This is a genomic window from Leifsonia sp. NPDC077715, assembly GCF_040686855.1.
Lineage (GTDB): Bacteria > Actinomycetota > Actinomycetes > Actinomycetales > Microbacteriaceae > Leifsonia.
In genome coordinates this window covers 387,454-406,761 of sequence record NZ_JBFBOG010000002.1, presented here as the reverse complement: position 1 = coordinate 406,761, position 19,308 = coordinate 387,454, and the positions used below count along the sequence as shown (strand labels likewise).

The window sequence follows — 19,308 nt, the reverse complement described above, 5'->3', positions numbered from 1 at the left end:
GCTCCACGACTCGGCCCGTCACTTGATCGCGCCCGCGGCCATCCCGCGCTCGAACTGACGCTGCAAGGCGATGTAGGCGATGATCGTCGGGATCGCGGTGATAACGGAGGCGGCCAGGATCTTCGGCGTGTCGTCGTTGTACTGGCGGCGGAAGAACTCCGGCAGCTGGGTGACCACGCCCATCCCGTCGTCGATGAGGAACACCTTCGGCAGCAGGTACGAGTTCCAGGCGTAGATCAGCACCAGCACCATGAGGGCCACGGCGATGGGACGCGAGAGCGGCACGAGGATCGACCAGAACACCCGCCAGGTGCTGGCCCCGTCGATCCGCGCTGCCTCGAACACCGCATCCGGGATGCCGTCGACGTACCCCCGCGCGATCAGCACGGTGAACGGGATCTGGAGGGCGGCGATGGGCAGGATCACCGACCAGTAGGTGCCGAGCAGGCCGAGCTTCACCGCGGTCGTATAAAGAGGAGCGATCAGCACGACCTCGGGAAGCGTGAGCGCCGCCATCATCAGCCAGAAGTAGACCTCCTTGCCGCGCACGCGCAGCTTGGAGAACCCGAACGCGGCGGCGAGGGTCGCCAGGTAGACGATGGCGATGGAGACGCCGGCGATGATGATCGTGTTGAGGAAGAACTTCGGGAAGCCCGGCACGTTCACCACGGCGACGTAGTTGCCCCAGCCGGAGCCCTCGAAGCTCGTCTGCAGCATCGCGATCAGCGGGATCACGAACGGTACGACGGCGACCGTCAGCACCAGCTGCAGGATGATCCTCGAGCGGCGGGAACGGGTCTCAAACATCGGCGGCCTCCTTACGGCGCGGCTTGAGCCGGGGAAGGCGCTCGCGTCCCCGCAGCTGCATGAAGACGGACACGGCGATCGCGATGATGAGCACCAGGATCGACAGCGCCGATGCGTAGCCCAGGTTGCGGTCGCTGCTCGCGGTCTCCGCGTAGATCATGGTCCCGAGGAATTCGGACGAGTGCGCCGGGCCGCCCTGCGTGATCAGCCACGGGCTGTCGAAGAGCTTCAGGGCGGTGATGAAGTTCAGGATGGCCAGCGACACGATGATCGGCCGCAGGCTCGGCAGGACGATCGAGAACAACACGCGGAAGTTGCCCGCGCCGTCCAGGCGGCCTGCTTCGATGAGCTCGGGGTCGATCTGCGCCATGCCGGCATAGATGAGGATGAAGCCGTAGCCGATCGCGCCCCAGCATCCCACCAGGGTGACGACCAGGAGCGATGTGGTCGACTGTCCGATCCACGGCTGCTCGAGGCCCGAGAGCCCGAAGAAGCCGAGGATCCTGTTGACCGTGCCGTCGCTCTGCCAGACCTGGACGTGGGCCGGCGCGAGGGTGGCGGGAGCCACCACGACGGGGATGACCACCAGCACCTTGTAGAGGTTCGCGAAGCGGATCTTGGAGTGCATGGCGGCGGCGAAGAGCGTCCCGCCGGCCACCTGCACCGCGAACACCACGACGAAGTAGATGAGCGTGTTGCGCAGCGCGGTCCAGAGCACCGGGTCCGCCAGCGCGGCGATGTAGTTGCCGAAGCCGACCGGGGTCATCAGCGCCCGGCCGCCGGGCCAGTCGAAGAACGACAGGTAGCCCGAGTAGATGATGCTGTAGTAGATCAGGCCGACGGAGATGGCGAACGCCGGAAGGATCCAGCGCACGCCCCCGGGGAGGAGGCGGGCGCGCCGCTTGGCGCGCCCGCCCCTCTGCACCGCAGGGGTCTGTCGGGCGGATCCGATCTCGAGATCCGTGACGGCCATGATTACTTCGTGCCGACCTTGCTGGCCTCGGAGGAGGCCTGCTGGTCGTCGGCGATGCTCTTGATCGACTTGTTCACCGACGGGTCGAGCACCTGCTGGATGGCGACCACGATCGCGTCGAGCGACTTCTGGGTGGTCTGCCACTGGCGGGACTCGGTGGTCTCGCCGCTCTCGGTGATCAGCTTCTCGATCGCGGGACGCTGCACCGAGTCGTCCACGAGCTTGATGTTCGACCAGTCCGGCGTGGTGCCCTTCAGGGCCGGGAGCAGGTCGAGCGCGTTCGCGACGTTCTGCTGGCCGGTCTTGTTGAGCGTCATCCACGAGACGAAGGTCTTCGCCGGGCCGATGTTCTTCGACTCGGAGTTGATCGCCAGACCGTAGTCGGCCTCACCGAAGTAGGTGCTCTTGTGACCCTCGCCGGCGACGTCCGGGAACTGCGCGGGCAGCTGGACGAAGCAGGTCGGGTTGGTCACGCCGGCCGCCTCCATCGAGGTCTTGCAGGACTCGGCGCCCGCGTACTGGGTGTACCAGAAGCCCATCTGGACCATGGCCGCGTCGCCCTTCATGAACTCGTTGTTCGCGAGCGGGTACTGCGGACCGTCGAGGGCGTTCGGCGCGATGATGCCGTCGTCCTTCATCTTCTTGATGATCTCGAGCACCTTCTGGCCCTGCTCGTCGTTCCACTTGGCCTTGCCGGTGGCGGCCTTGATGAAGAAGTCCGGGTCCACCGTGTTGGCGATGGAGTGGTACATCTCGGTCGGGAACGTGTCGGTGCCGCCGGCGCCCATGGTGAAGCAGGTCTTGCCGATGGCGGTCACCTTCTTGCACGTGTCGACCCACGACGCGTAGTCCGTCGGGACCGTCGCACCGGCCTTGTCGAGGATGTCCTTGTTGTACCAGAGGAAGCCCGCGGACATGCCGCCCAGCGGGAGGGAGACGAAGCGGCCGTCGGAGCTGGTCAGCTGCTTCACGTAGGAGCCGCCGATCTTGTCCTTCCAGCCGTCACCGAGGGTGTCCTTCGCGAGCGACGTCAGGTCGAGCGCGTACGGACCCCAGAGGTCGGGCGAGCCGCCGGCGGGCGATAGGTCGAAGACGTCCGGGCCCTTGCCGGAGTCGAGGGCCGGCGTGATGGTGTTGCGGTAGTCGACGTTCTCGAAGTTCTTGTAGGTGACCTTGATGTCCGGGTACTGCTTGTTGAACTCCGCGATGTACTTCTCGGCCACCGGGGTGTCGGGCGTCCAGCCCCACCAGGTGACGCTTCCGGACTTGGCCGGCTTGACGTCCGAGCCTTGATCGCCGGACGAGCCTGTGCAGCCCGTGATCGCCAGGGCGGCGGCCGCGGCCACCGCTGCCGCGGAAATGAACCGCGTTCGCATCATTGTGATTCCTCCACCTCGTTGTGCTGTCCGTGCATCAGCGGCGCACGTTCGGGGGCGAGCCTACACACGGTTCCCTACGCCATGCAATAGTTCAAACCTTTTTGTCACAAACTTCCTTCGAGCATGTATGGTGTGGTCTATTGCCGCTTTCTCTCGGCCTGAATGCTTAGTTGCATACGTTGAGATAGTGAGCTTTCAACGTAGAAAGGACTCTCCCTTGGCCATCGAATCCGTGCTCCTCAACGTGACCGACATCGCGCGTTCCGTCGACTTCTACCGGCGTCACTTCGACGCCCGCGTGATCGAGCAGAGCGGTGACCGGGCCGTGCTCGACGCGGTCACCGCCGCGCTCGTCCTGAACCGCATCGACGCGCCCGCCGAGTCGACCTGGGTGGGCGACGACCTGCAGCGCGGCTTCCGCCACGTCGGCTTCAAGGTCTCCGACCTCGACGCCCGCGTCGACGCCCTCCACGCGGCCGGCGTGCCGTTCCACCTCGAGCCGATCCACGCCGAGGGGGATGTGCGCATCACCTTCTTCTACGACCCGGACGGGACGCTGCTGGAGCTGGTCGAGGGCCCGCTGCAGTACCACGAGGTCTACGACCGCGAGGCCGTCGAGCAGGACTGGGGCCTCGGCGACCCGGACCGCCCCCGGTTCGACCACGTGGCCGAGACGGTCGAGGACCTGGAGGCGACCAAGGAGCACTACGGCAAGCTCGGTTATGGACTGATGTCCGGCATCCACCAGCCCAGCGACGACCGCGGGTTCGAGATCAACTTCCTCCGCCACGGCGACAGCTCGCTCGAGATCTTCACGTACGACAAGGCCGAGAAGGCCTCGCGCACCCCGCAGCTCGACGCCCCCGGTTTCGTCGCCGTCGCCTTCGAGGGCGAGCAGGCGCCGGGCACCGCCGTCGGCACCGCCGGCGACCGCGAGGTCTACAGCGGCCCCGACGGCCTGCTGTACGTGGTCGCGAACGCATGACCGCATCCACGGCGCTGCGTCCGCTGGGCGCGACCGGGCTCTCGGTGAGCCCGATCACGCTCGGTGGCGCGCCGCTCGGGAGCATGCCGGAGAACTTCGGGCACGAGGTCGCCGAGGCGGACGCGATCGCGCTCGTGCAGGAGGTGCTGCGCAGCGGAATCCGCACCATCGACACGTCGAACGGCTACTCGGACGGTCGCAGCGAGGAGCGCATCGGCGCGGCGATCGCCGCGTTCGGCGGGCTCCCCGACGACGTGCTGGTCATCACCAAGACCGACCAGCGCGACGGCGACTACAGCGGCGAGCGCGTGCGGCGTTCGATCGCGGAGAGCTCCGAGCGGCTGGGGATCGCCCCGCTGCCGCTGGTGCACCTCCACGATCCCGAGTTCCACGACTTCGAGGCGATGACCGCTCCGGGAGGGGCCGTGGACGCGCTCGTCCAGGCGAAGGAGCGCGGCGAGGTCGGCCACATCGGTCTCGCCGGCGGGGACGTGCGCGTCATGCGCCGCTACCTCGACCTCGGCGTCTTCGAGGTGCTGCTGGTGCACAACCGCTGGACGCTCGTCGACCGCAGCGCCGGGCCCCTGCTCGACCGCGCGGCCGAGCTCGGGATGGGCGTGGTCAACGCGGCCGTGCTGGGCGGCGGCATCCTGGCCGACGAGAGCGGGCGGAAGACCGACTACGGCTACCGGCCCGCGTCGGCCGAGACCCTTGACGCGATCGCCCGGATGCGGGACGTGTGCCACCGGTGGGACACCACCCTCGCCGCCGCCGCCCTCCGCCTCTCGACCCGCGACGACCGCTTCGCGAGCACCATCGTCGGGATCAGCCGGCCGGAGCGCATCCCGCAGACCCTCGCAGCCGCCGCCCTCGACCGGCCGCAGGAGTTCTGGGACGAGCTGGAGGCGCTGCTCCCCTCCCCGTCCACCTGGCTCGACGCCGACTGAGCCACGCACCCACCACCCACCAACGAAAGAAGCACCATGCCACTCGTCCGAATCGACATGCACACGCCCCTCGCCGACCTGCGGACGCAGATGAGCGAGGCCATCAACTCCGCGCTGGCGGACGGCTGGGGCATGCCGGCCGACGACCTGTTCCAGATCTTCACCCTGCACGAGCAGGGGGACCTGTTCTACAGTCGGACGTTCCCGGACGCCGACCGGAGCGACATCGTCTTCATCAGCATCCTCGCGTACAACGGGTACTCTCCCGAAGTGAAGCAGCGCGGAGCGGAGCTGATCGTCGAGCGACTTTCGGCTCTCGGGATCAAGCGCGACGACATCCTCATCTCCCTCTACGAGAACGGCGACGGCGACTGGCTCGCCCCGTCCAAGGAGCAGTGACCATGCAGAGAAGCGACCTCCCCGACGGCTTCGTCGTCGGCAGCGCGACCGCCTCGTACCAGATCGAGGGCGCCACCCACGAGGACGGACGCGGCGAGAGCATCTGGGACGCGTTCGCCCGTGTCCCCGGCGCGATCGCCGACGGCAGCACCGGCGACGTGGCCGACGACCACTACCACCGCTGGGCGGAGGACGTCGCGCTGATGGCCGACCTCGGTCTCGACGCCTACCGGTTCTCGATCGCCTGGCCGCGCATCCAGGCCGACGGCACGGGCCCGGCGAACCGCGCGGGCCTCGACTTCTACCGCCGGCTCGCCGAGTCGCTGCGCGAGCGCGGCATCACCCCGTGGGCGACCCTGTACCACTGGGACCTGCCCCAGGCGCTGGAGGACCGCGGCGGGTGGCTCGACCGCGACACCGCCATGCGCTTCGCCGACTACGCGGCGCTCGTCGCCGAGGAGCTGGGAGACGTCGTCACCGACTGGATCACCCTCAACGAACCGTGGTGCTCGGCGTTCCTCGGGTACGCGAGCGGACACCATGCGCCGGGCCGCACCCTCGGCACGCGCTCGGCCCACGCGGTTCACCACCTGCTGCTCGGCCACGGCCACGCGCTCGAGGCCCTGCGGGCGACCGTCCCCCAGGCGAACGTCGGGACCACGCTGAACCTCTACTCGGTGCAGCCCGCAAGCGACTCCGACGCGGACGCGGACGCCGCGCGCCGGATCGACGGGCTCAGCAACCGCCTGTTCCTCGACCCGGTGCTGACCGGCTCCTACCCCGCTGACGTGCTCGACGACCTGGGCGAGACGCAGTGGTTCGCCGAGCACGCCACCGACGACGACCTGAAGCGGATCTCCGCGCCGATCGACTTCCTCGGCATCAATTACTACAGCCGCCACACCGTCGCCTCGGGATCCAAGCCCGCGGCGGACGCACCGGCGAGCGCCTACCCCGGAAGCGAGCACGTCCGGTTCGTCAAGACGGGCGCTCCGGTCACACAGATGGGCTGGGAGATCCACCCCGACGGGATGGTCGACGTGCTGCGCCAGGCCAACGCGATCGCGCCCGACCTGCCGCTGTACATCACCGAGAACGGCGCCGCCTATCCCGACCGCGTGGATGCCGACGGCGAGATCGACGACGGCGCGCGCACCGACTACCTGGAGGCGCACTTCGAGGCCGCGCGCAACGCGGTCGCCGAGGGTCTGCCGCTGCAGGGCTACTTCATCTGGTCGCTGATCGACAACTGGGAGTGGGCGTGGGGCTACTCGCGCCGCTTCGGGATCGTCCACGTCGACTACCAGACGCAGAAGCGCACGCCCAAGCGGAGCGCCCGCTGGGTGCGCGACTTCCTCCGGGATGCTGTGCCCGCCTCCCGCTGACATCCATGGGTCGCGACACGCCGTCATCCGCTCGGGATGGCGGCGTGTTGCGTCCCGCGGATCCCGGACGGGCGATCAGGTCGCCCGGACGATCGGTCGGGTGCGCCGCCGGGAGCCTCGCCAGGCTGGGAGCATGAGCATCGACACCTCCCCCTCTCCCGGAACCGCGTCCGTCCCCGCCGTCTCCGGCGCCGTCCGTCGTGCGTCCTGGGGCGGTGTCGTCGCCCTGATGCTGGGCGTCTTCGCGCTGGTGACGAGTGAGTTCCTGCCCGCCAGCCTGCTGTCGCCGATCGCGGCGGGACTGGGCATCAGCGAAGGGACCGCGGGGCAGGCCGTCACGGCGACCGCCCTGATCGGCGTCGTCGCCGGGCCCGCCATCGGTCCGCTCGTGCCCCGTCTCGACCGGCGCATCCTGCTGGTCTCGCTGGCCGTGCTCGCGGCCGTGTCCAACATCCTCGTCGCGGTGGCGCCCCAGTTCTGGCTGCTGCTCGTGGCGCGCGTGCTGCTCGGCATCGCGATCTCCGGCTTCTGGTCGATGGCCGTCGCCGTGGCGGCGCAGCTGGTTCCGCAGGAGCACCTGGGCCGGGCGATGATGATCGTGAACACCGGCGTCTCGCTTGCGACCGTCGTCGCCGTCCCGCTCGGTGCGTTCCTCGGGGCGGTCTGGGGCTGGCGGGCCGTGTTCATCCTCGTCGCGGCGATGTCCGTCGCGGCCGCCGTCGCCCAGCTCCTCCTGCTGCCCAAGATCGCACCCGCTTCCGGGTCCGGGGTCCGGACGCTGTTCGCCGTCCTGCGCTCGCCGGTCATGATCGTCGGGCTGCTCGGCATGGCCCTGCTCGCGGGCGGCCACTTCGCCGGCTTCACCTACATCCGGCTCGGCGCCGCGGACATCCCTGGGCTGACGGCCGCGGGTCTGGCGGTGCTTCTGGCCGCGTACGGTCTCGGCGCCTTCGCGGGGAACATCGTCGCGGGCATCGTCGCCGACCGCCGGCTGCGCACCGCGCTGGTCGTCATGCCGGCGGTGCTCGGAGGCGCTGTGACGGTGTTCGCCTTGCTGCCGGACCAGGTTCCGCTCGCCTTCGCGGCGGTGGTGCTGTGGGGCTTCGCCTTCGGCGGCGTGCCGACCCTCGTGCAGACCTGGGCAGCGCGCACCGAGCCCGAGCGGATGGAGGCGGCGGGCGGTCTCGTCGTCGCCGCCTTCCAGCTGGCGATCGCGCTGGGCGCCGCCGTGGGCGGGCTGCTCGTCGACGGCGCGGGCGTCAAGGAGGCGCTGGTCGCCGGTGGGATCGTCGCCGTGCTCGGCGGGGTGCTCCTCGGGACGGCCCGCCGGCGCGGTCCGGCCGCCTAGGCACTCAGCGCGGCGGGCGCGGCCGACGCCGTCGAGCCCGCCGCGGCGCTCCGCCGCCACGCCGCCGGGCTCACCCCGGTGACGCGGCGGAACGCGCGGCTGAAGGCGACGTCCGACCCGTAGCCGAGGCGGTGCGCCACCTCGCCGACGCTGAGCCGGTCGTCGCGCAGCAGCTCGGCCGCCTGCTCCACGCGGACCGTCGCCAGGTACCGGCTCGGCGAGTCGCCCACCAGCTCCCGGAATCGCTCGGCGAAGACGGTGCGGGAGGCGCTGGCGACGCGGGCCAGGCGGTCCACCGTCCACGGCTCCCCCGGTGCGTCGCGCATCGCGGTGAGCGCCCGGGCGATGTGCGGGTCGCGCACGCCGACGAGCCACTGATCGGAGGCGCACCCGTTCTCCACCCACGACCGGACGGCCGCCGTGGCGATGATGGACGCGATGCGGCTCGCCATCAGGCAGTTGCCCGCGCGCATGCCGCCGAACTCGAGGCCCAGCGTCTGGATGAGCGGCCCCATGTGCGCCTCGCGCACGACGAAGCCGCAGGCGGTCAGGGAAGCGGGGAGCGCCGACGTGAGGGGTAGTCCTGGCGCCGTCGTGTCGAGCTCGCCGGACGCCACGACCGCGTCGTGCTCCGCCCGCACGCGGTGCGCCTCGGATCGGGGCACCATCAGGAAGTCGCCGGCCTCGAGTCGCAGCGGCGCCGCGCCTCCCGTCACCTCCACGACGCCGGAGACGACGTAGTGGAATCGGACCCGTCCGGGCGCCACGGCGACCGCGGTACCGGCGGGGAGTTCCCGCTGCTCGAAGTCCAGCAGCGTCCACTCGAGGCGCGCCAGCACGCGCTCGAGGTCTTCCGCGGCGGCTCGCGCCGCGCCGGGCAGAGGCGCGTCTGTCATGGGAAGGGAAACGGCGAGGCAGCGGATGCCATTCCCGCCGTCGCGAGGCTCAGCCCTGACCGCGGCCGGTCTTCTGCTGCAGGCGGTCGATGTGCTCCGACGCCTGCGCCTTAGTGAGATCGGCGGGAAGCTCCTCGCCGGCCTCGCGCGCGAGGGTGTCGAGGTAGCTGCGCTGGGAGGCGGTCATCGGCTCGTCGCCGGTGACCCACTCCGAGGGGTCCTTCGCTGCCGGGTTGCTGTCGTCGTCGCGGCGTGCGCCGAGCACGTCGCCGGAGCCGTTGGTGTCACTGCTGTCGGTCATGCGGCAGACAGTACGCCGCGGCGCCGACACTGCAGCCGGGGTTGACGCGGTGCCGCCGACTCACCCGTGCGGTGCGGCGGACGGTCGGATACTGCGGTGTGCCGCGGCCCGCAGTTCGGCGGCGATGTTGTCGAGTCCGGCGTCGTCCCGCAGTGCGGAACGACGGGCCGCGTGGGTGAACCGCGAGACGGGCGCGGCGAGCGGAACCAGCATCACACCGTCCGGGACGCGCTCCACGGTGAGATCTGGGACCAGCGCGACGCCCGCACCGGCCGCGACGAACGCCAGCTGCACCGCGAAGTCGACCGATTGCACGGCGATCCGCGGCCGGAATCCCGCGAGTCCGCACGCGCGCTCGACCATCTCGTAGCAGCTGAAGGCGGCGTCCGGGGCGATCCAGCGGCGCTCGGACAGCGCGGCGAGCTCGAGCGCTCCGCCGTCGCGCGGGGCCAGCGGGTCATCCGCACGCACGGCGAGCCAGACGGGCTCCTCGGCGATCGGCTCGGCCAGCACGCCGTTCGGCAGCTCCCGCGGGATGTTGGAGTAGGAGTGCACGATGGCGAGGTCGGCGGAGCCCGCGGCGAGCGCGGCCAGGGCGTCCTCCGGCTCGAGCGTGGCGACCTCGAGCTCCAGCCCGGACCCCGCCGCGTCGAGCGCCGCCCACGCCCCGGCGACCAGCGTCCGCGCGGCCGAGGGGAAGGCGGCGACCCGGTAGGCGCCGGTCGCGCCGCGCCGGACGGCGTCGACCTCGAGCTCCGCGAGCGAGAGCCGGTCCATGACCTCGCGTCCGTGGCCGGCGAGCAGCACGCCGGCCGGTGTGAGCGCAAGTCGCCGCCCGCGCCGCTCGGTGAGCGGAACGCCGAGTTCGCGTTCGAGGGCGTTCAGCTGCTGGGACACCCCCGGCGCGGTCAGATGCAGCGCCTCGGCGACGGCGGCGACGGTGCCGAGGCGTTCGAGCTCGGCCAGCATCCTGAGCTTGCGGACGTCGATCATCACCCCAGCTTACAGTTCAGATAAAAAATAGTCACTGGTGCTTATCTGTCGAGGACGCGAGCATCGGGTCATGAGAATCGATCGCGCCGTCGCCGCGGGCCTGGCCGTGGTGCTCCTCTGGGCGAGTGCGTTCCCCGCCATCCAGGTCGCCGCCCCAGCGCTCGGCGTGGTCGGTCTCTCCTTCGTGCGGCTGGCGGTCGCCGCGGTGGCCCTGCTGCTGGTGGCCGCGGTCGCGCGGATCCGACCACCCCGTGTCCGCGATCTCGGCTGGGTGGTGGCGGCCGGATTCTTCGGGATGACCGCCTACCAGCTGCTGCTGAACGAGAGCGAGCTCCACGTCCCCGCGGGTACCGCCAGCATCATCGTCGCGGCCGCGCCGCTGGTCTCGGTCGCGGTCGCTCGCGTGCTGTTCGGCGAACGGATCAGTCCCCTGACCATCGCGGGCGGCGTGATCGCGCTCGCCGGCGTGCTGATCGTGTGCCTGTCGCGCGCCGGCGTCAGCCTCAGCGCCGCCGTGTGGATCGCGGTGGCCGCCATGATCGTGCAGGGCATCTACCATCCGCTGCAGCGTCCCCTGCTGCGCACCCGGACCGGCCTGGAGGTCGCGACCTACACGATGGTCGCGGGCACCCTGATGACCCTCCCTCTGGTCCCCTTCGGATGGGACGCGCTGCTGACCGCCCCGATGTCCGGGTGGATGGCGGCCGTCTATCTCGGCCTTCTGCCCTCGGCGGCGGGGTTCGTGCTGTGGGGCTACGCCGTCGGACGCCTTCCGGTCGCGGTCTCGACGTCGCTGCTGTACCTCGTCTCGCCCGTAGCCGTGCTCCTCGCGTGGGTCTGGCTGGGCGACGTCCCCGTGCCCCTCGAACTGCTCGGCGGCGCGATCGTGATCGCCGGGGTCGTGGTCGTCTCCCAGGGCCCGCGCCTCGCACGCCGGATCCGGGCGGCCCACCGGCCGGAACGGCGATTGCCGCGCCCACGCGCCGGGGCGTAGCGTTCCGCTGGGCCGGCTCGCCGATGAGCCGGGAAGGGAGGGTCCCATGCTGGTCACGGGTTCATCGCAGGAGGGTTTCGACGCGGCGCTTGCGGACGCGATCCAGCAGCAGCCGACGCAGGGCGACGTCCCGCGGCGCTACGAGATCGTGCGGTCGTGGGTGGACGTCGGCGGCATCGCCGGCACGTGGTACCGCTGCGATGTCGCGGTCACCGGGCCGGACGTCCCCGATCCCGATCAGGTCCGACGCCGGCTAGCGGCGCAGGACGCTCGGGCGCGGCAGGTCCAGCTCCTCGAGCAGATCGCCCAGCATCCGGTCGAGTTCGAAACCGGCCTGGGTGACCTTGTTGTTGCCGAAGCTGCCCAGGCGGCTGCTCGGCTGGTCGACGCTGAGCACCGTCCCGCCCCCGCGGGTGGCATGCAGCTCGACCCGGAGCGGCGTGTACAGCAGCGTTCCCGCGTCGTGGCGGAACATGCGCGCGGCCGTCGCATAGTCGCCGATCAGGTACACGGCGCTGGGGATGTCCGCGCCGCCGACGCGCATGAGCGGGGTCGGGTGCTCGGTCCAGAACCGGACGAAGCGGTGGATGCCGGGCCCGGCCGTCTCGAGTGTCAGCCGTCGCCAGTCCGCGCCCTGCGAGAGCAGTTCGCGGAGGTGCGCCACGTCTAGGGGCGGCACTTCGGCCTCGAAGGCGCGGCGCAGGGTTCCGAAGGCGACCGCGGCCTCGAGCTCGATGCGGTTCACCGGGACGGGGACGATGCGCTCGGTCGCGGGGAGGGCCATCACCCCATTCTTCCCCGTCGGCGCGGCCGGGTCAGTCCGGGCCGGTTCAGCCCAGCCCGGTGACGCCGCGCTTCGGCGGCACCTCGGGCAGCTCCTCCGCAGAGCCGTCACCGCCCAGACGCGCGAAGTACGCGCGCTCGCGCTCCAGGGTGTCCGTCTCCGGCTCTCCGTACCGCGCCGGGTCGGGGCGCTCGGTGTCCTGCTCGACGGTCAGCAGTCCATCCGGGTCCTTCGGGTCGCGGACACCGGTCAGGCGCACGTCGATCGTCGACTTGTCCTCGTCGTGCCCGCGCCGGTCCTCGTCCCTGCCTGTCGCATCCATGAGCCCACCTTCGGCGCGGATCGGACGCGCGGCAAGGGGTTGTCAGGCCGCCTTGGACGCGCGCAGCGTGTAACTGAGCGGAGCGACGCCGTCGAGCGCCGCGAGCACGAACTCGCCGTCGCGCTCGACCATCTGCCCGGGCAGCGTCTCCCACGGCACGCTGTCGTGCTCCTCCAGCAGGTCGATCCGCAGGCCGGCGCGGATCAGCGCAGTGACTATCTCGCCCAGGGAGTGGTTCCACTCGTAGGTGCGCGTCGCGGTCAGCGGGCGCGTGGTCTCGACGTAGGTGGAGTCGTCGTCCCACTCCAGCGGCTGCTCGCGCTCCCAATACGGGAACCGGAGGTGCAGGTCGTCGTCCAGGCGCTCGTCCATCGACCAGAGGATGGGGTGGCCCTCCCGCAGATGCAGCGCGCCTCCCGGCGCCAGCAGGGAGGCGACGACCTGCGCCCAGCGGTCGACGCTCGGAAGCCAGCACAGCGCACCGACGCCGGTGTAGACGAGGTCGAACGACCCGGGTGCCAGCACGTCCGCGGCGTCGTAGACGTCGGCCACGACGAAGTCGACGTCGTCGCCCGTGTCGGCCACGAGCCGCCGCGCCTCGTCGATCGCATTCGCCGAGAAGTCGAGGCCGGTCGCCCGGGCGCCGAGCCGTGCAAGCGAGAGGGTGTCCGTGCCGATATGGCACTGCAGGTGCACGGCGCGCAGGCCCTCCACTGAACCCAGGCGCGGCAGGTCGAACCGCACGACGTCCGAGATCGCCGAGCGGTCGGCGATGTACTGCGAGATGCGGTAGCCGTGGTCGCCGCGGTCGGCGTGCAGGGTGGCGCGGTCGTCCCAGTTGGCGCGGTTGGCGTCGGTGTAGACGGACATGGACGGCTCCTTCCGCCCGGCGGCGCCGAGCCTGTCAGCCTAGCGGAAGACCTCCGCGCCGGCGCGGGACCGACTGCGGGATCTTTCCGGCCGTGGTGCGTCGCCCCGGTCGGCCCGCACCAGGGCGATCCCGCCCAGGATGAGCAGGCCTCCGAGCAGCTGCGCCGGCCCCAGCTGCTCGCCGAGCAGCAGCCACGCGTACAGCGTCGCCGCGACGACCTCCAGGAGACCGGTGAAGGAGGCGAGCCGCGACCCGAGCAGTTCCGTCGCCGTGATGCTGGAGGCGTAGGCGACCGCGGTGGCGATGACGCCGACGATGACGAGCGGAATCCACCAGGGCGTCTGCCCGCCGAACAGCGGGACGTCGGCGAAGCTCACGGTCACCGGGAGCACGCCGGTCAGCCCGACGAGCCCCAACGCGACCGCGCCGAGCAGCAGCCCGCCGGCGGCGAGCGCGACCGGCGGCAGCCCGTCGCTCGGGCGCGCGGCGATCACATAGAAGGCGGCGCAGCCGACCATGGCCGTGATGGCGAGCAGCAGCCCGAGCGGGTCCAGCGCACCCCCGCCGCCCGGCGCCACGACCAGCACGAGACCGGCGGCCGCGACCACGGCGCCGATCAGGACGACCGGAGCCGGCGCCTTCCGCGTCCGCGCCCACGCCACCGCGACGAGCAGCACCGGCGCCAGGTACTCCACCAGGATGCCCGTGCTGACCGGGATGCGCTGGATCGCCGCGAAGTACAGCACCTGGGTCCCGGCCACGCCGATCAGCGCCATCCCGAGCAGCCGCCAGCGTCCGCGCCAGACCGCACGCCACTTCCCGCGCACGGAGACCAGCGCGAAGGGCAGCAGCACGATGCCGCCGATCGCCGCGCGGGCCGTCACGGCTGCGACCGGCGACCATCCGCTCTCGAGCAGCGGCTTGATGAACGCGCCCGACATTCCGAACGACGCGGCGGCGACCACAGCGATGAGGAGGCCGACGGAGGCCGGGTGGCGCTGCTGCATGTGACTCACCTGTCAGGATCGTAAGGGATGATGGTCCTGACGCTAGACCCGTTCAGCGTAAGGAGTCAACTTGCATTTTGCCCCTGACACAGTGGACGCGCTGGAGTTCGCCGTCGCGCTCTGCGACACCGACCCCGGCGCCTCCCGCAGCGGCGAGGACGAGCTCGCCACGACGGACCAGCTGGCCACCCTGCTGCGAGAGAACCGGTACTCCGGGCGGGTCGACGGCGACAAGGCGGAGCTGCGCGAGGTGCGCGCGACGCGGGAGCGCATCCAGCGCACCTGGGCCCTCGACCGGGACGCCGCCGCGCTCGAGGTGAACGCCATGCTCGCCGAAGCGCGGGCGCTCCCCTATCTGATGCGGCATGACGGCATCGACTGGCACCTGCACGCCACGGCCCAGGACGCGCCCCTCGCCGAGCGCATCCGCGTCGAGATCGCGCTGGCCCTGGTCGACGTGATCCGCTCCGGCGAGACCGGGAGGCTGCGGGTCTGCGCCGCGGACGACTGCACCGGGCTGGTGCTCGACCTCTCCCGCAACGGATCGAAGCGGTTCTGCAGCGTCCGCTGCGGCAACCGCATGAACATGATCGCGTTCCGGGCGCGCAAAGAGCAGGAGGCCTAGGGCACGGGCTCCAACTCGGCATCGGGCGCGCGCGCCACCGCCGGTTCCCCCCACCGCACCAGCACCATACCGGCGAGGATGCACGCGCCGCCGACCACCTGCAGCGGCCCCGGCACCTCGCCCAGCAGCACCCACGCCAGCGCCGCCGCGAACACGACCTCGGTCAGCCCGGCGAACGACGCCAGCCTGGATCCCAGCCGCCGCGAGCCGGCGAGGCTGAGCGAGTAGGCGACCGCGGTCGCCACGACCGCGACGATCAGCATCGGCAGCCACCACGGCAGGGTCGCGCCGCCGAGGACGACCGGCTCCGACGAGGCCGTCAACGGCAGCAGCCCGGTCAGACCGACGACCATCGTCGCCGCGGCCCCGACCAGGAGGCCCGCACTCACCAGCGCAAGCGGCGGCAGGCCAGGCGTCGGCCGCGCCGAGATGAGGTAGTAGCCGGCCAGGCACACGGCCGCCGCCAGCGCGAGCGCGACGCCCACCGCATCCATCGCCCCGCCCGAACCGAATGGATCGACCACCAGCACGACGCCGACGACGGCCGCCACCGCGCCCGCGACGACCATCGCGCGCACGCGCACCCCGCGCACCCAGCCCAGCCCGACGATCAGCACCGGCGCCGAGTACTGGATGAGCAGCGCGACCGCCACCGGCAGCCGCTGGACCGCTGCGAAGTAGAGCACCTGCGTCCCGGCGACCGCGATCAGCCCGTAGCCGAGCACCAGCCGCCACTCACGCAGCAGTCGAAGCAGGCTCCCGCGCAGCGCCACGAGCGCGGGCGCCACGAGCAGCGCTCCACCGACCGCGACGCGCACGGCGACCGCCGCCGCGGGCGACCATCCCGCATCCAGCAGCGGCTTCAGCAGGATGCTGCTCGTGCTGAACGACAGCTGCGCCGCCAGCATGATCGCGAGGCCGGCGGCCGGGCGCGCCACCGGGTCAGAAGTCCGAGAGGTTGGCGCGGATGCCGCCGTCGCCGAACTCGCGGCGCAGGATCCCGCGCCGCCGCAGGACGGGGACCAGCTCGTCCAGGTAGCGGTGCAGCGTCACCGGGTGCAGGTCGCCCGAGAATATGAAGCCGTCGTTGTCGGCCTCGTCCCCGACCTCCTCGATGAAGTCGGCGATCTGCTCGGCCGTTCCGACGAATCCCGCGCGGTCCGCGATGCGGCCCTTGACCACCTTCGGCGCGATCAGCTCGCGCAGCGTGACGCCCTCGCGGATGCCCTGCTTGCCGAAGAGGCCCTTGATGCTGCCCTGCGAGACGTGGTCGCCGAAGATCGAGACGTCGAACGGCTCGTCCAGCGACAGCACGGTGAGGTCGGTCTCGAGGTCGCTGGACTGGCCGGCGAGCGCCCGGTACAGCTCCTCGTCGGTGGGATGCTTCGACGCCTCGACGACGCGACGCCCCTCCTCGTCGCTGGGCACGACCTCCGGCTTGAAGACGAAGAGCACCTTGATGTCGTCCGGGTTGCGCCCGGCGGCCGCGGCCGCCTCGCGTACTTTGAGGCGGTAGTCGCGGATGCTCCCCGCGTCGAGCGGCGCGAGCGCCAGCTGGACATCCGAGTGGGTGCCCGCGAACGCGATGCCGCGCGGGGAGCCGCCCGGTGAGACGATCGCCGGGTCGCCCTCGGCGAAGGGGATGGCGTTGAGCGGACCGGCGAGTGTGAAGTACTCGCCCTCGTGCTCGAACGGCCGGATCTTCGACCCGTCCGCGAAGTGCCGCGTCGCCGCATCCTGGATCAGCGCGCCGTCGTCCCAGCTGTGCCACAGCCGGCGGATGACGGTCAGCCACTCCTCGGCGCGGTCGTAGGCGGCGTCGTGCGACAGCGCGGGCAGGCCGAGGTGGCGGGCGCTGCCGACGTCGGTGACGACGTTCACGCCGAGCCGGTTGTCGCTGAGGTGGTGGAGGCTGGCGAACTGCCGCGCGGCGACGTACGGCGGGTAGGCGCCCGCGTTGATCGTCGGGGCGACGCCCAGGTGCCGGGTGGCCGAGAGCAGGAACGGCGACAGCATGAGCGGGTCGTGCTTCGGGCCGCCGTAGGCCTCGCGCACGCGCAGGTCCAGCGTCTCGGGGAAGCCGAGCGACAGGGCGTCCTCGATGATGACCAGGTCGAGGCCGGCCTGCTCGAGCTCGCGGGCGGACTGCTGGTAGAGGTCGGGACGGGTCCAGTCGTAGCCCCAGTCCCAGTACGGGTGGCCCCATCCCTGCGGGCCGAACCCGCGGCTGAAGAACCAGCCGAAATGCTGCAGGCGCGCCATGTCTCTCCTTACCGTCCCGCCGCGACCGCGTCCGGCACGATCGTGTCGGCCGCCGCGAGGCCGCGGGCCAGGTCCTCGATCAGGTCGTCCGCATCCTCGAGCCCGATCGACAGGCGCAGCAGGCCGGCGCCGATGCCGAGCTCGTCGCGCACGCCCGGGGCCAGGTGGCCGTGGGTCGTGGTCGCGGGGTGGAGGATGAGCGACCGCACGTCGCCGATGTGCGTCATCCGGCTGAACAGCTCGACGGCGTCGTAGAACCGCGCGGCAGCGTCCGTGCCGCCCGAGAGGGTGAAGCCGAGCACCGCACCCTGGCCGCGCGGCAGGTACCGCTGCGCGAGGGCGTGGGCGGGATGCGACGGGAGCCCGGCGTAGTCGACGCGCACCACCTCGGGCTGCGCCTCCAGCCAGCGCGCCACGGCGAGCGCGGTGTCCGACTGCCGCTGCACGCGCAGCGACAGCGTCTCGATGCCCTGCTGGATGAGGAACGCGTTCATCGGCGACAGCACCGGACCGAACAGGCTCGCGACGACCGACCGGGAGAACGCGATGTACGCGCCTGCGCCGTGCGCCTCCACGTAGCTGGACCCCTCCAGCCACTCGTCCGGCCCGGTCAGGTGCGGGAACGGGGAGGTGGCCCAGTCGTAGCTGCCCTGGTCGACGACGACGCCGCCGAGGGTCGAGCCGTGGCCGCCGAGGTACTTGCTCGCGGAGTGCACCACGATGTCGGCGCCGTGCGCGCCCGGCCGCAGCAGGTAGGGGGTGGCGAGTGTGTTGTCCACGATCAGCGGCAGGCCGTTCTCGTGCGCGACCGCGGCCACGCCCTCGATGTCCAGGATCTCGTTGCCGGGGTTCGCGATCGACTCGCCGAACAGCACGCGCGTGTTCGGACGGATGCGCCGCCGCCACTCCGCGAGGTCGGTGGGGTCGTCGACGAACTCGATCTCGATCCCGAGCCGGCGCAGGCCGTTCTCGAACAGGCCCCGGGTGCCGGAGTAGATGCTCTGCGCCGAGAGGATGTAGTCGCCCGCTTGCACCAGTCCGAGCACCGCGACCGTGAGAGCCGCCTGTCCGCTGCCGACGGCGATCGCCTCGCGACCGCGCTCCAGGGCGGCGACCCGGCGTTCCAGCGCAGCCGTGGTCGGGTTGCCCGAGCGGCTGTACGTGTAGCCGGCCTCATCCCCGCCGAAGCGACCCTCGGCCTGGGCGAAGCTCTCGAACTCGAACCCGGCAGTCAGGTAGATGGGCGTCACCCGGGCGCCATGGGCGGCGTCGCGGGACTCCCCCGCGTGGACCTGGGCTGTGGTGAACTCCGGCATCCCCCTATGGTGCGATACCGCATCCCCGGCCCGCCGCTCTGTTGCGGAAAGCTACGATTCAGCCGCTCGCGGTGAGGGTGTTCAGCGCGAGCACGATGATCGCGCCGTTGTAGAAGAAGCTGAGGATGGCGTGCTTCGTCACAGTCCAGCGCAGCCGTGGGGACAGCACCTCTGCGTCAGAGGTGGCGAAGGAGGTGCCGACGGTGAAGGCGAAGTAGACGAAGTCGCTCAGCCGCGGCGTCGGCGTCTCCGGGAACGCGAGGACGGAGCGCGGCGCGCGGTGGTACCGCCGGTAGTAGAACTGCGCGTAGCCCCAGTGCAACAAGGCCCAGGACAGCAGCATGGCGGCCACGCCGACGAGGTCCCCGATGGCATCGACGGTGGCATCGGCGTACCGCCACGTCACCTGGACCGATCCCGTGACGCCGCACAGGCTGGCCAGGACGGTCGAACCCGCACCGATCACCTGGGCGCAGCGTCCGCGGTAGATCGCCGGCACGGCCGCGGTCGGCTTCGTGCGTGGCGAGCGGGACGTGAGCGTGACCGCGATCACTACGCACACGAGGTAGACGCACGCCGCCCCCGACCACCAGGCGAGGAGCGTGATGGTCGCCTCGGCGGTCGGTTCGAGGCCGACGGCGACGCCGAGAGCGGCCAGCGCGAGCTGGACGGCGAGGTTTGCAGTGAGGGTCGCATGCAGGAGCACGCGTCGGA

Annotated in this window: 21 protein-coding genes; 7 read left to right on the top strand and 14 right to left on the bottom strand. The window is 71.2% G+C overall.

Annotated features, from left to right (window positions below; all coding sequences use genetic code 11):
- Positions 1 to 18 precede the first annotated feature (18 nt).
- The 3 genes from AB0P25_RS08955 to AB0P25_RS08945 are packed head-to-tail and all read right to left on the bottom strand — an operon-like array spanning position 19 to position 3,159.
- Positions 19 to 807, bottom strand: a complete 789-nt coding sequence (locus AB0P25_RS08955; protein ID WP_363806747.1) for a carbohydrate ABC transporter permease — start codon at positions 805 to 807, stop codon at positions 19 to 21.
- Entirely contained in the window at positions 800 to 1,780 is a 981-nt protein-coding gene (locus AB0P25_RS08950; protein ID WP_363806745.1) for a sugar ABC transporter permease, read from the bottom strand. Before AB0P25_RS08950 ends, AB0P25_RS08955 begins: the two co-directional genes overlap by 8 nt.
- A 2-nt stretch (positions 1,781 to 1,782) precedes the next feature.
- Positions 1,783 to 3,159, bottom strand: coding sequence for an ABC transporter substrate-binding protein (locus tag AB0P25_RS08945; RefSeq protein WP_363806744.1), 1,377 nt, complete (start codon positions 3,157 to 3,159; stop codon positions 1,783 to 1,785).
- Positions 3,160 to 3,376: 217 nt separating this feature from the next.
- Here AB0P25_RS08945 and AB0P25_RS08940 point away from each other — a divergent pair, with 217 nt between their 5' ends.
- From AB0P25_RS08940 to AB0P25_RS08920, 5 genes are all read left to right on the top strand, one after another.
- Entirely contained in the window at positions 3,377 to 4,144 is a 768-nt protein-coding gene (locus tag AB0P25_RS08940; RefSeq protein WP_363806742.1) for a VOC family protein, read from the top strand.
- Positions 4,141 to 5,091, top strand: a complete 951-nt coding sequence (locus AB0P25_RS08935) for an aldo/keto reductase (protein ID WP_363806741.1) — start codon at positions 4,141 to 4,143, stop codon at positions 5,089 to 5,091. The genes AB0P25_RS08940 and AB0P25_RS08935 overlap by 4 nt, the downstream gene beginning before the upstream one ends.
- A gap of 36 nt (positions 5,092 to 5,127) precedes the next feature.
- A complete protein-coding gene (locus AB0P25_RS08930) occupies positions 5,128 to 5,490 on the top strand; it encodes a tautomerase family protein (protein WP_363806739.1) in 363 nt (120 codons plus the stop codon).
- Positions 5,491 to 5,492: 2 nt separating this feature from the next.
- Positions 5,493 to 6,875, top strand: a complete 1,383-nt coding sequence (locus AB0P25_RS08925; RefSeq protein ID WP_363806737.1) for a GH1 family beta-glucosidase — start codon at positions 5,493 to 5,495, stop codon at positions 6,873 to 6,875.
- 133 nt (positions 6,876 to 7,008) lie between these two features.
- Positions 7,009 to 8,223 (top strand): MFS transporter, encoded by a 1,215-nt coding sequence (locus AB0P25_RS08920; RefSeq protein ID WP_363806735.1) that lies wholly within the window; start codon positions 7,009 to 7,011, stop codon positions 8,221 to 8,223.
- Here the strand turns inward: AB0P25_RS08920 and AB0P25_RS08915 are convergent.
- From AB0P25_RS08915 to AB0P25_RS08905, 3 genes are read right to left on the bottom strand one after another with little or no spacing between them, the layout of a single operon-like run.
- On the bottom strand, positions 8,220 to 9,119 hold the full coding sequence (locus AB0P25_RS08915; protein WP_363806734.1) for an AraC family transcriptional regulator: 900 nt from the start codon (positions 9,117 to 9,119) through the stop codon (positions 8,220 to 8,222). The genes AB0P25_RS08920 and AB0P25_RS08915 overlap by 4 nt on opposite strands.
- A 49-nt stretch (positions 9,120 to 9,168) precedes the next feature.
- On the bottom strand, positions 9,169 to 9,420 hold the full coding sequence (locus AB0P25_RS08910) for a DUF3072 domain-containing protein (RefSeq protein ID WP_363806733.1): 252 nt from the start codon (positions 9,418 to 9,420) through the stop codon (positions 9,169 to 9,171).
- A gap of 60 nt (positions 9,421 to 9,480) precedes the next feature.
- The gene (locus AB0P25_RS08905) at positions 9,481 to 10,413 is read right to left on the bottom strand and encodes a LysR family transcriptional regulator (RefSeq protein ID WP_363806732.1); all 933 of its coding nucleotides are present in this window, start codon (positions 10,411 to 10,413) and stop codon (positions 9,481 to 9,483) included.
- 70 nt (positions 10,414 to 10,483) lie between these two features.
- Between AB0P25_RS08905 and AB0P25_RS08900 the strand changes: the two genes are divergently transcribed.
- A complete protein-coding gene (locus AB0P25_RS08900; RefSeq protein ID WP_363806731.1) occupies positions 10,484 to 11,407 on the top strand; it encodes a DMT family transporter in 924 nt (307 codons plus the stop codon).
- A 253-nt stretch (positions 11,408 to 11,660) separates the two neighbouring features.
- Here the strand turns inward: AB0P25_RS08900 and AB0P25_RS08895 are convergent, their stop codons facing one another.
- Genes AB0P25_RS08895 through AB0P25_RS08880 form a run of 4 tightly spaced genes read right to left on the bottom strand, consistent with a single transcriptional unit; the run spans position 11,661 to position 14,391 of the window.
- The gene (locus AB0P25_RS08895) at positions 11,661 to 12,191 is read right to left on the bottom strand and encodes a hypothetical protein (protein ID WP_363806730.1); all 531 of its coding nucleotides are present in this window, start codon (positions 12,189 to 12,191) and stop codon (positions 11,661 to 11,663) included.
- 46 nt (positions 12,192 to 12,237) lie between these two features.
- A complete protein-coding gene (locus tag AB0P25_RS08890; protein WP_363806729.1) occupies positions 12,238 to 12,513 on the bottom strand; it encodes a hypothetical protein in 276 nt (91 codons plus the stop codon).
- 42 nt (positions 12,514 to 12,555) lie between these two features.
- The gene (locus AB0P25_RS08885; protein WP_363806728.1) at positions 12,556 to 13,383 is read right to left on the bottom strand and encodes a class I SAM-dependent methyltransferase; all 828 of its coding nucleotides are present in this window, start codon (positions 13,381 to 13,383) and stop codon (positions 12,556 to 12,558) included.
- Positions 13,384 to 13,422: 39 nt separating this feature from the next.
- On the bottom strand, positions 13,423 to 14,391 hold the full coding sequence (locus AB0P25_RS08880; RefSeq protein ID WP_363808046.1) for an EamA family transporter: 969 nt from the start codon (positions 14,389 to 14,391) through the stop codon (positions 13,423 to 13,425).
- A 70-nt stretch (positions 14,392 to 14,461) separates the two neighbouring features.
- On the opposite strand from AB0P25_RS08880, the gene AB0P25_RS08875 reads away from it, so the two are divergent.
- Complete coding sequence (locus AB0P25_RS08875) at positions 14,462 to 15,016, top strand: CGNR zinc finger domain-containing protein (protein WP_363806727.1); 555 nt, start codon at positions 14,462 to 14,464, stop codon at positions 15,014 to 15,016.
- Here AB0P25_RS08875 and AB0P25_RS08870 read toward each other — a convergent pair.
- From AB0P25_RS08870 to AB0P25_RS08855, 4 genes are read right to left on the bottom strand one after another with little or no spacing between them, the layout of a single operon-like run.
- Positions 15,013 to 15,954 carry a DMT family transporter gene (locus tag AB0P25_RS08870; RefSeq protein ID WP_363806726.1) on the bottom strand — a complete coding sequence of 314 codons (942 nt, stop codon included), beginning with the start codon at positions 15,952 to 15,954 and terminating at the stop codon, positions 15,013 to 15,015. The genes AB0P25_RS08875 and AB0P25_RS08870 overlap by 4 nt on opposite strands.
- A gap of 4 nt (positions 15,955 to 15,958) precedes the next feature.
- Positions 15,959 to 17,278, bottom strand: coding sequence for an LLM class flavin-dependent oxidoreductase (locus AB0P25_RS08865; RefSeq protein WP_363806724.1), 1,320 nt, complete (start codon positions 17,276 to 17,278; stop codon positions 15,959 to 15,961).
- Positions 17,279 to 17,286: 8 nt separating this feature from the next.
- Positions 17,287 to 18,594, bottom strand: coding sequence for an O-acetylhomoserine aminocarboxypropyltransferase/cysteine synthase family protein (locus tag AB0P25_RS08860; RefSeq protein WP_363806723.1), 1,308 nt, complete (start codon positions 18,592 to 18,594; stop codon positions 17,287 to 17,289).
- Between the two features lie 58 nt (positions 18,595 to 18,652).
- Positions 18,653 to 19,300 carry a DUF1345 domain-containing protein gene (locus AB0P25_RS08855; protein WP_363806721.1) on the bottom strand — a complete coding sequence of 216 codons (648 nt, stop codon included), beginning with the start codon at positions 19,298 to 19,300 and terminating at the stop codon, positions 18,653 to 18,655.
- Between the last annotated feature and the right edge of the window lie 8 nt (positions 19,301 to 19,308).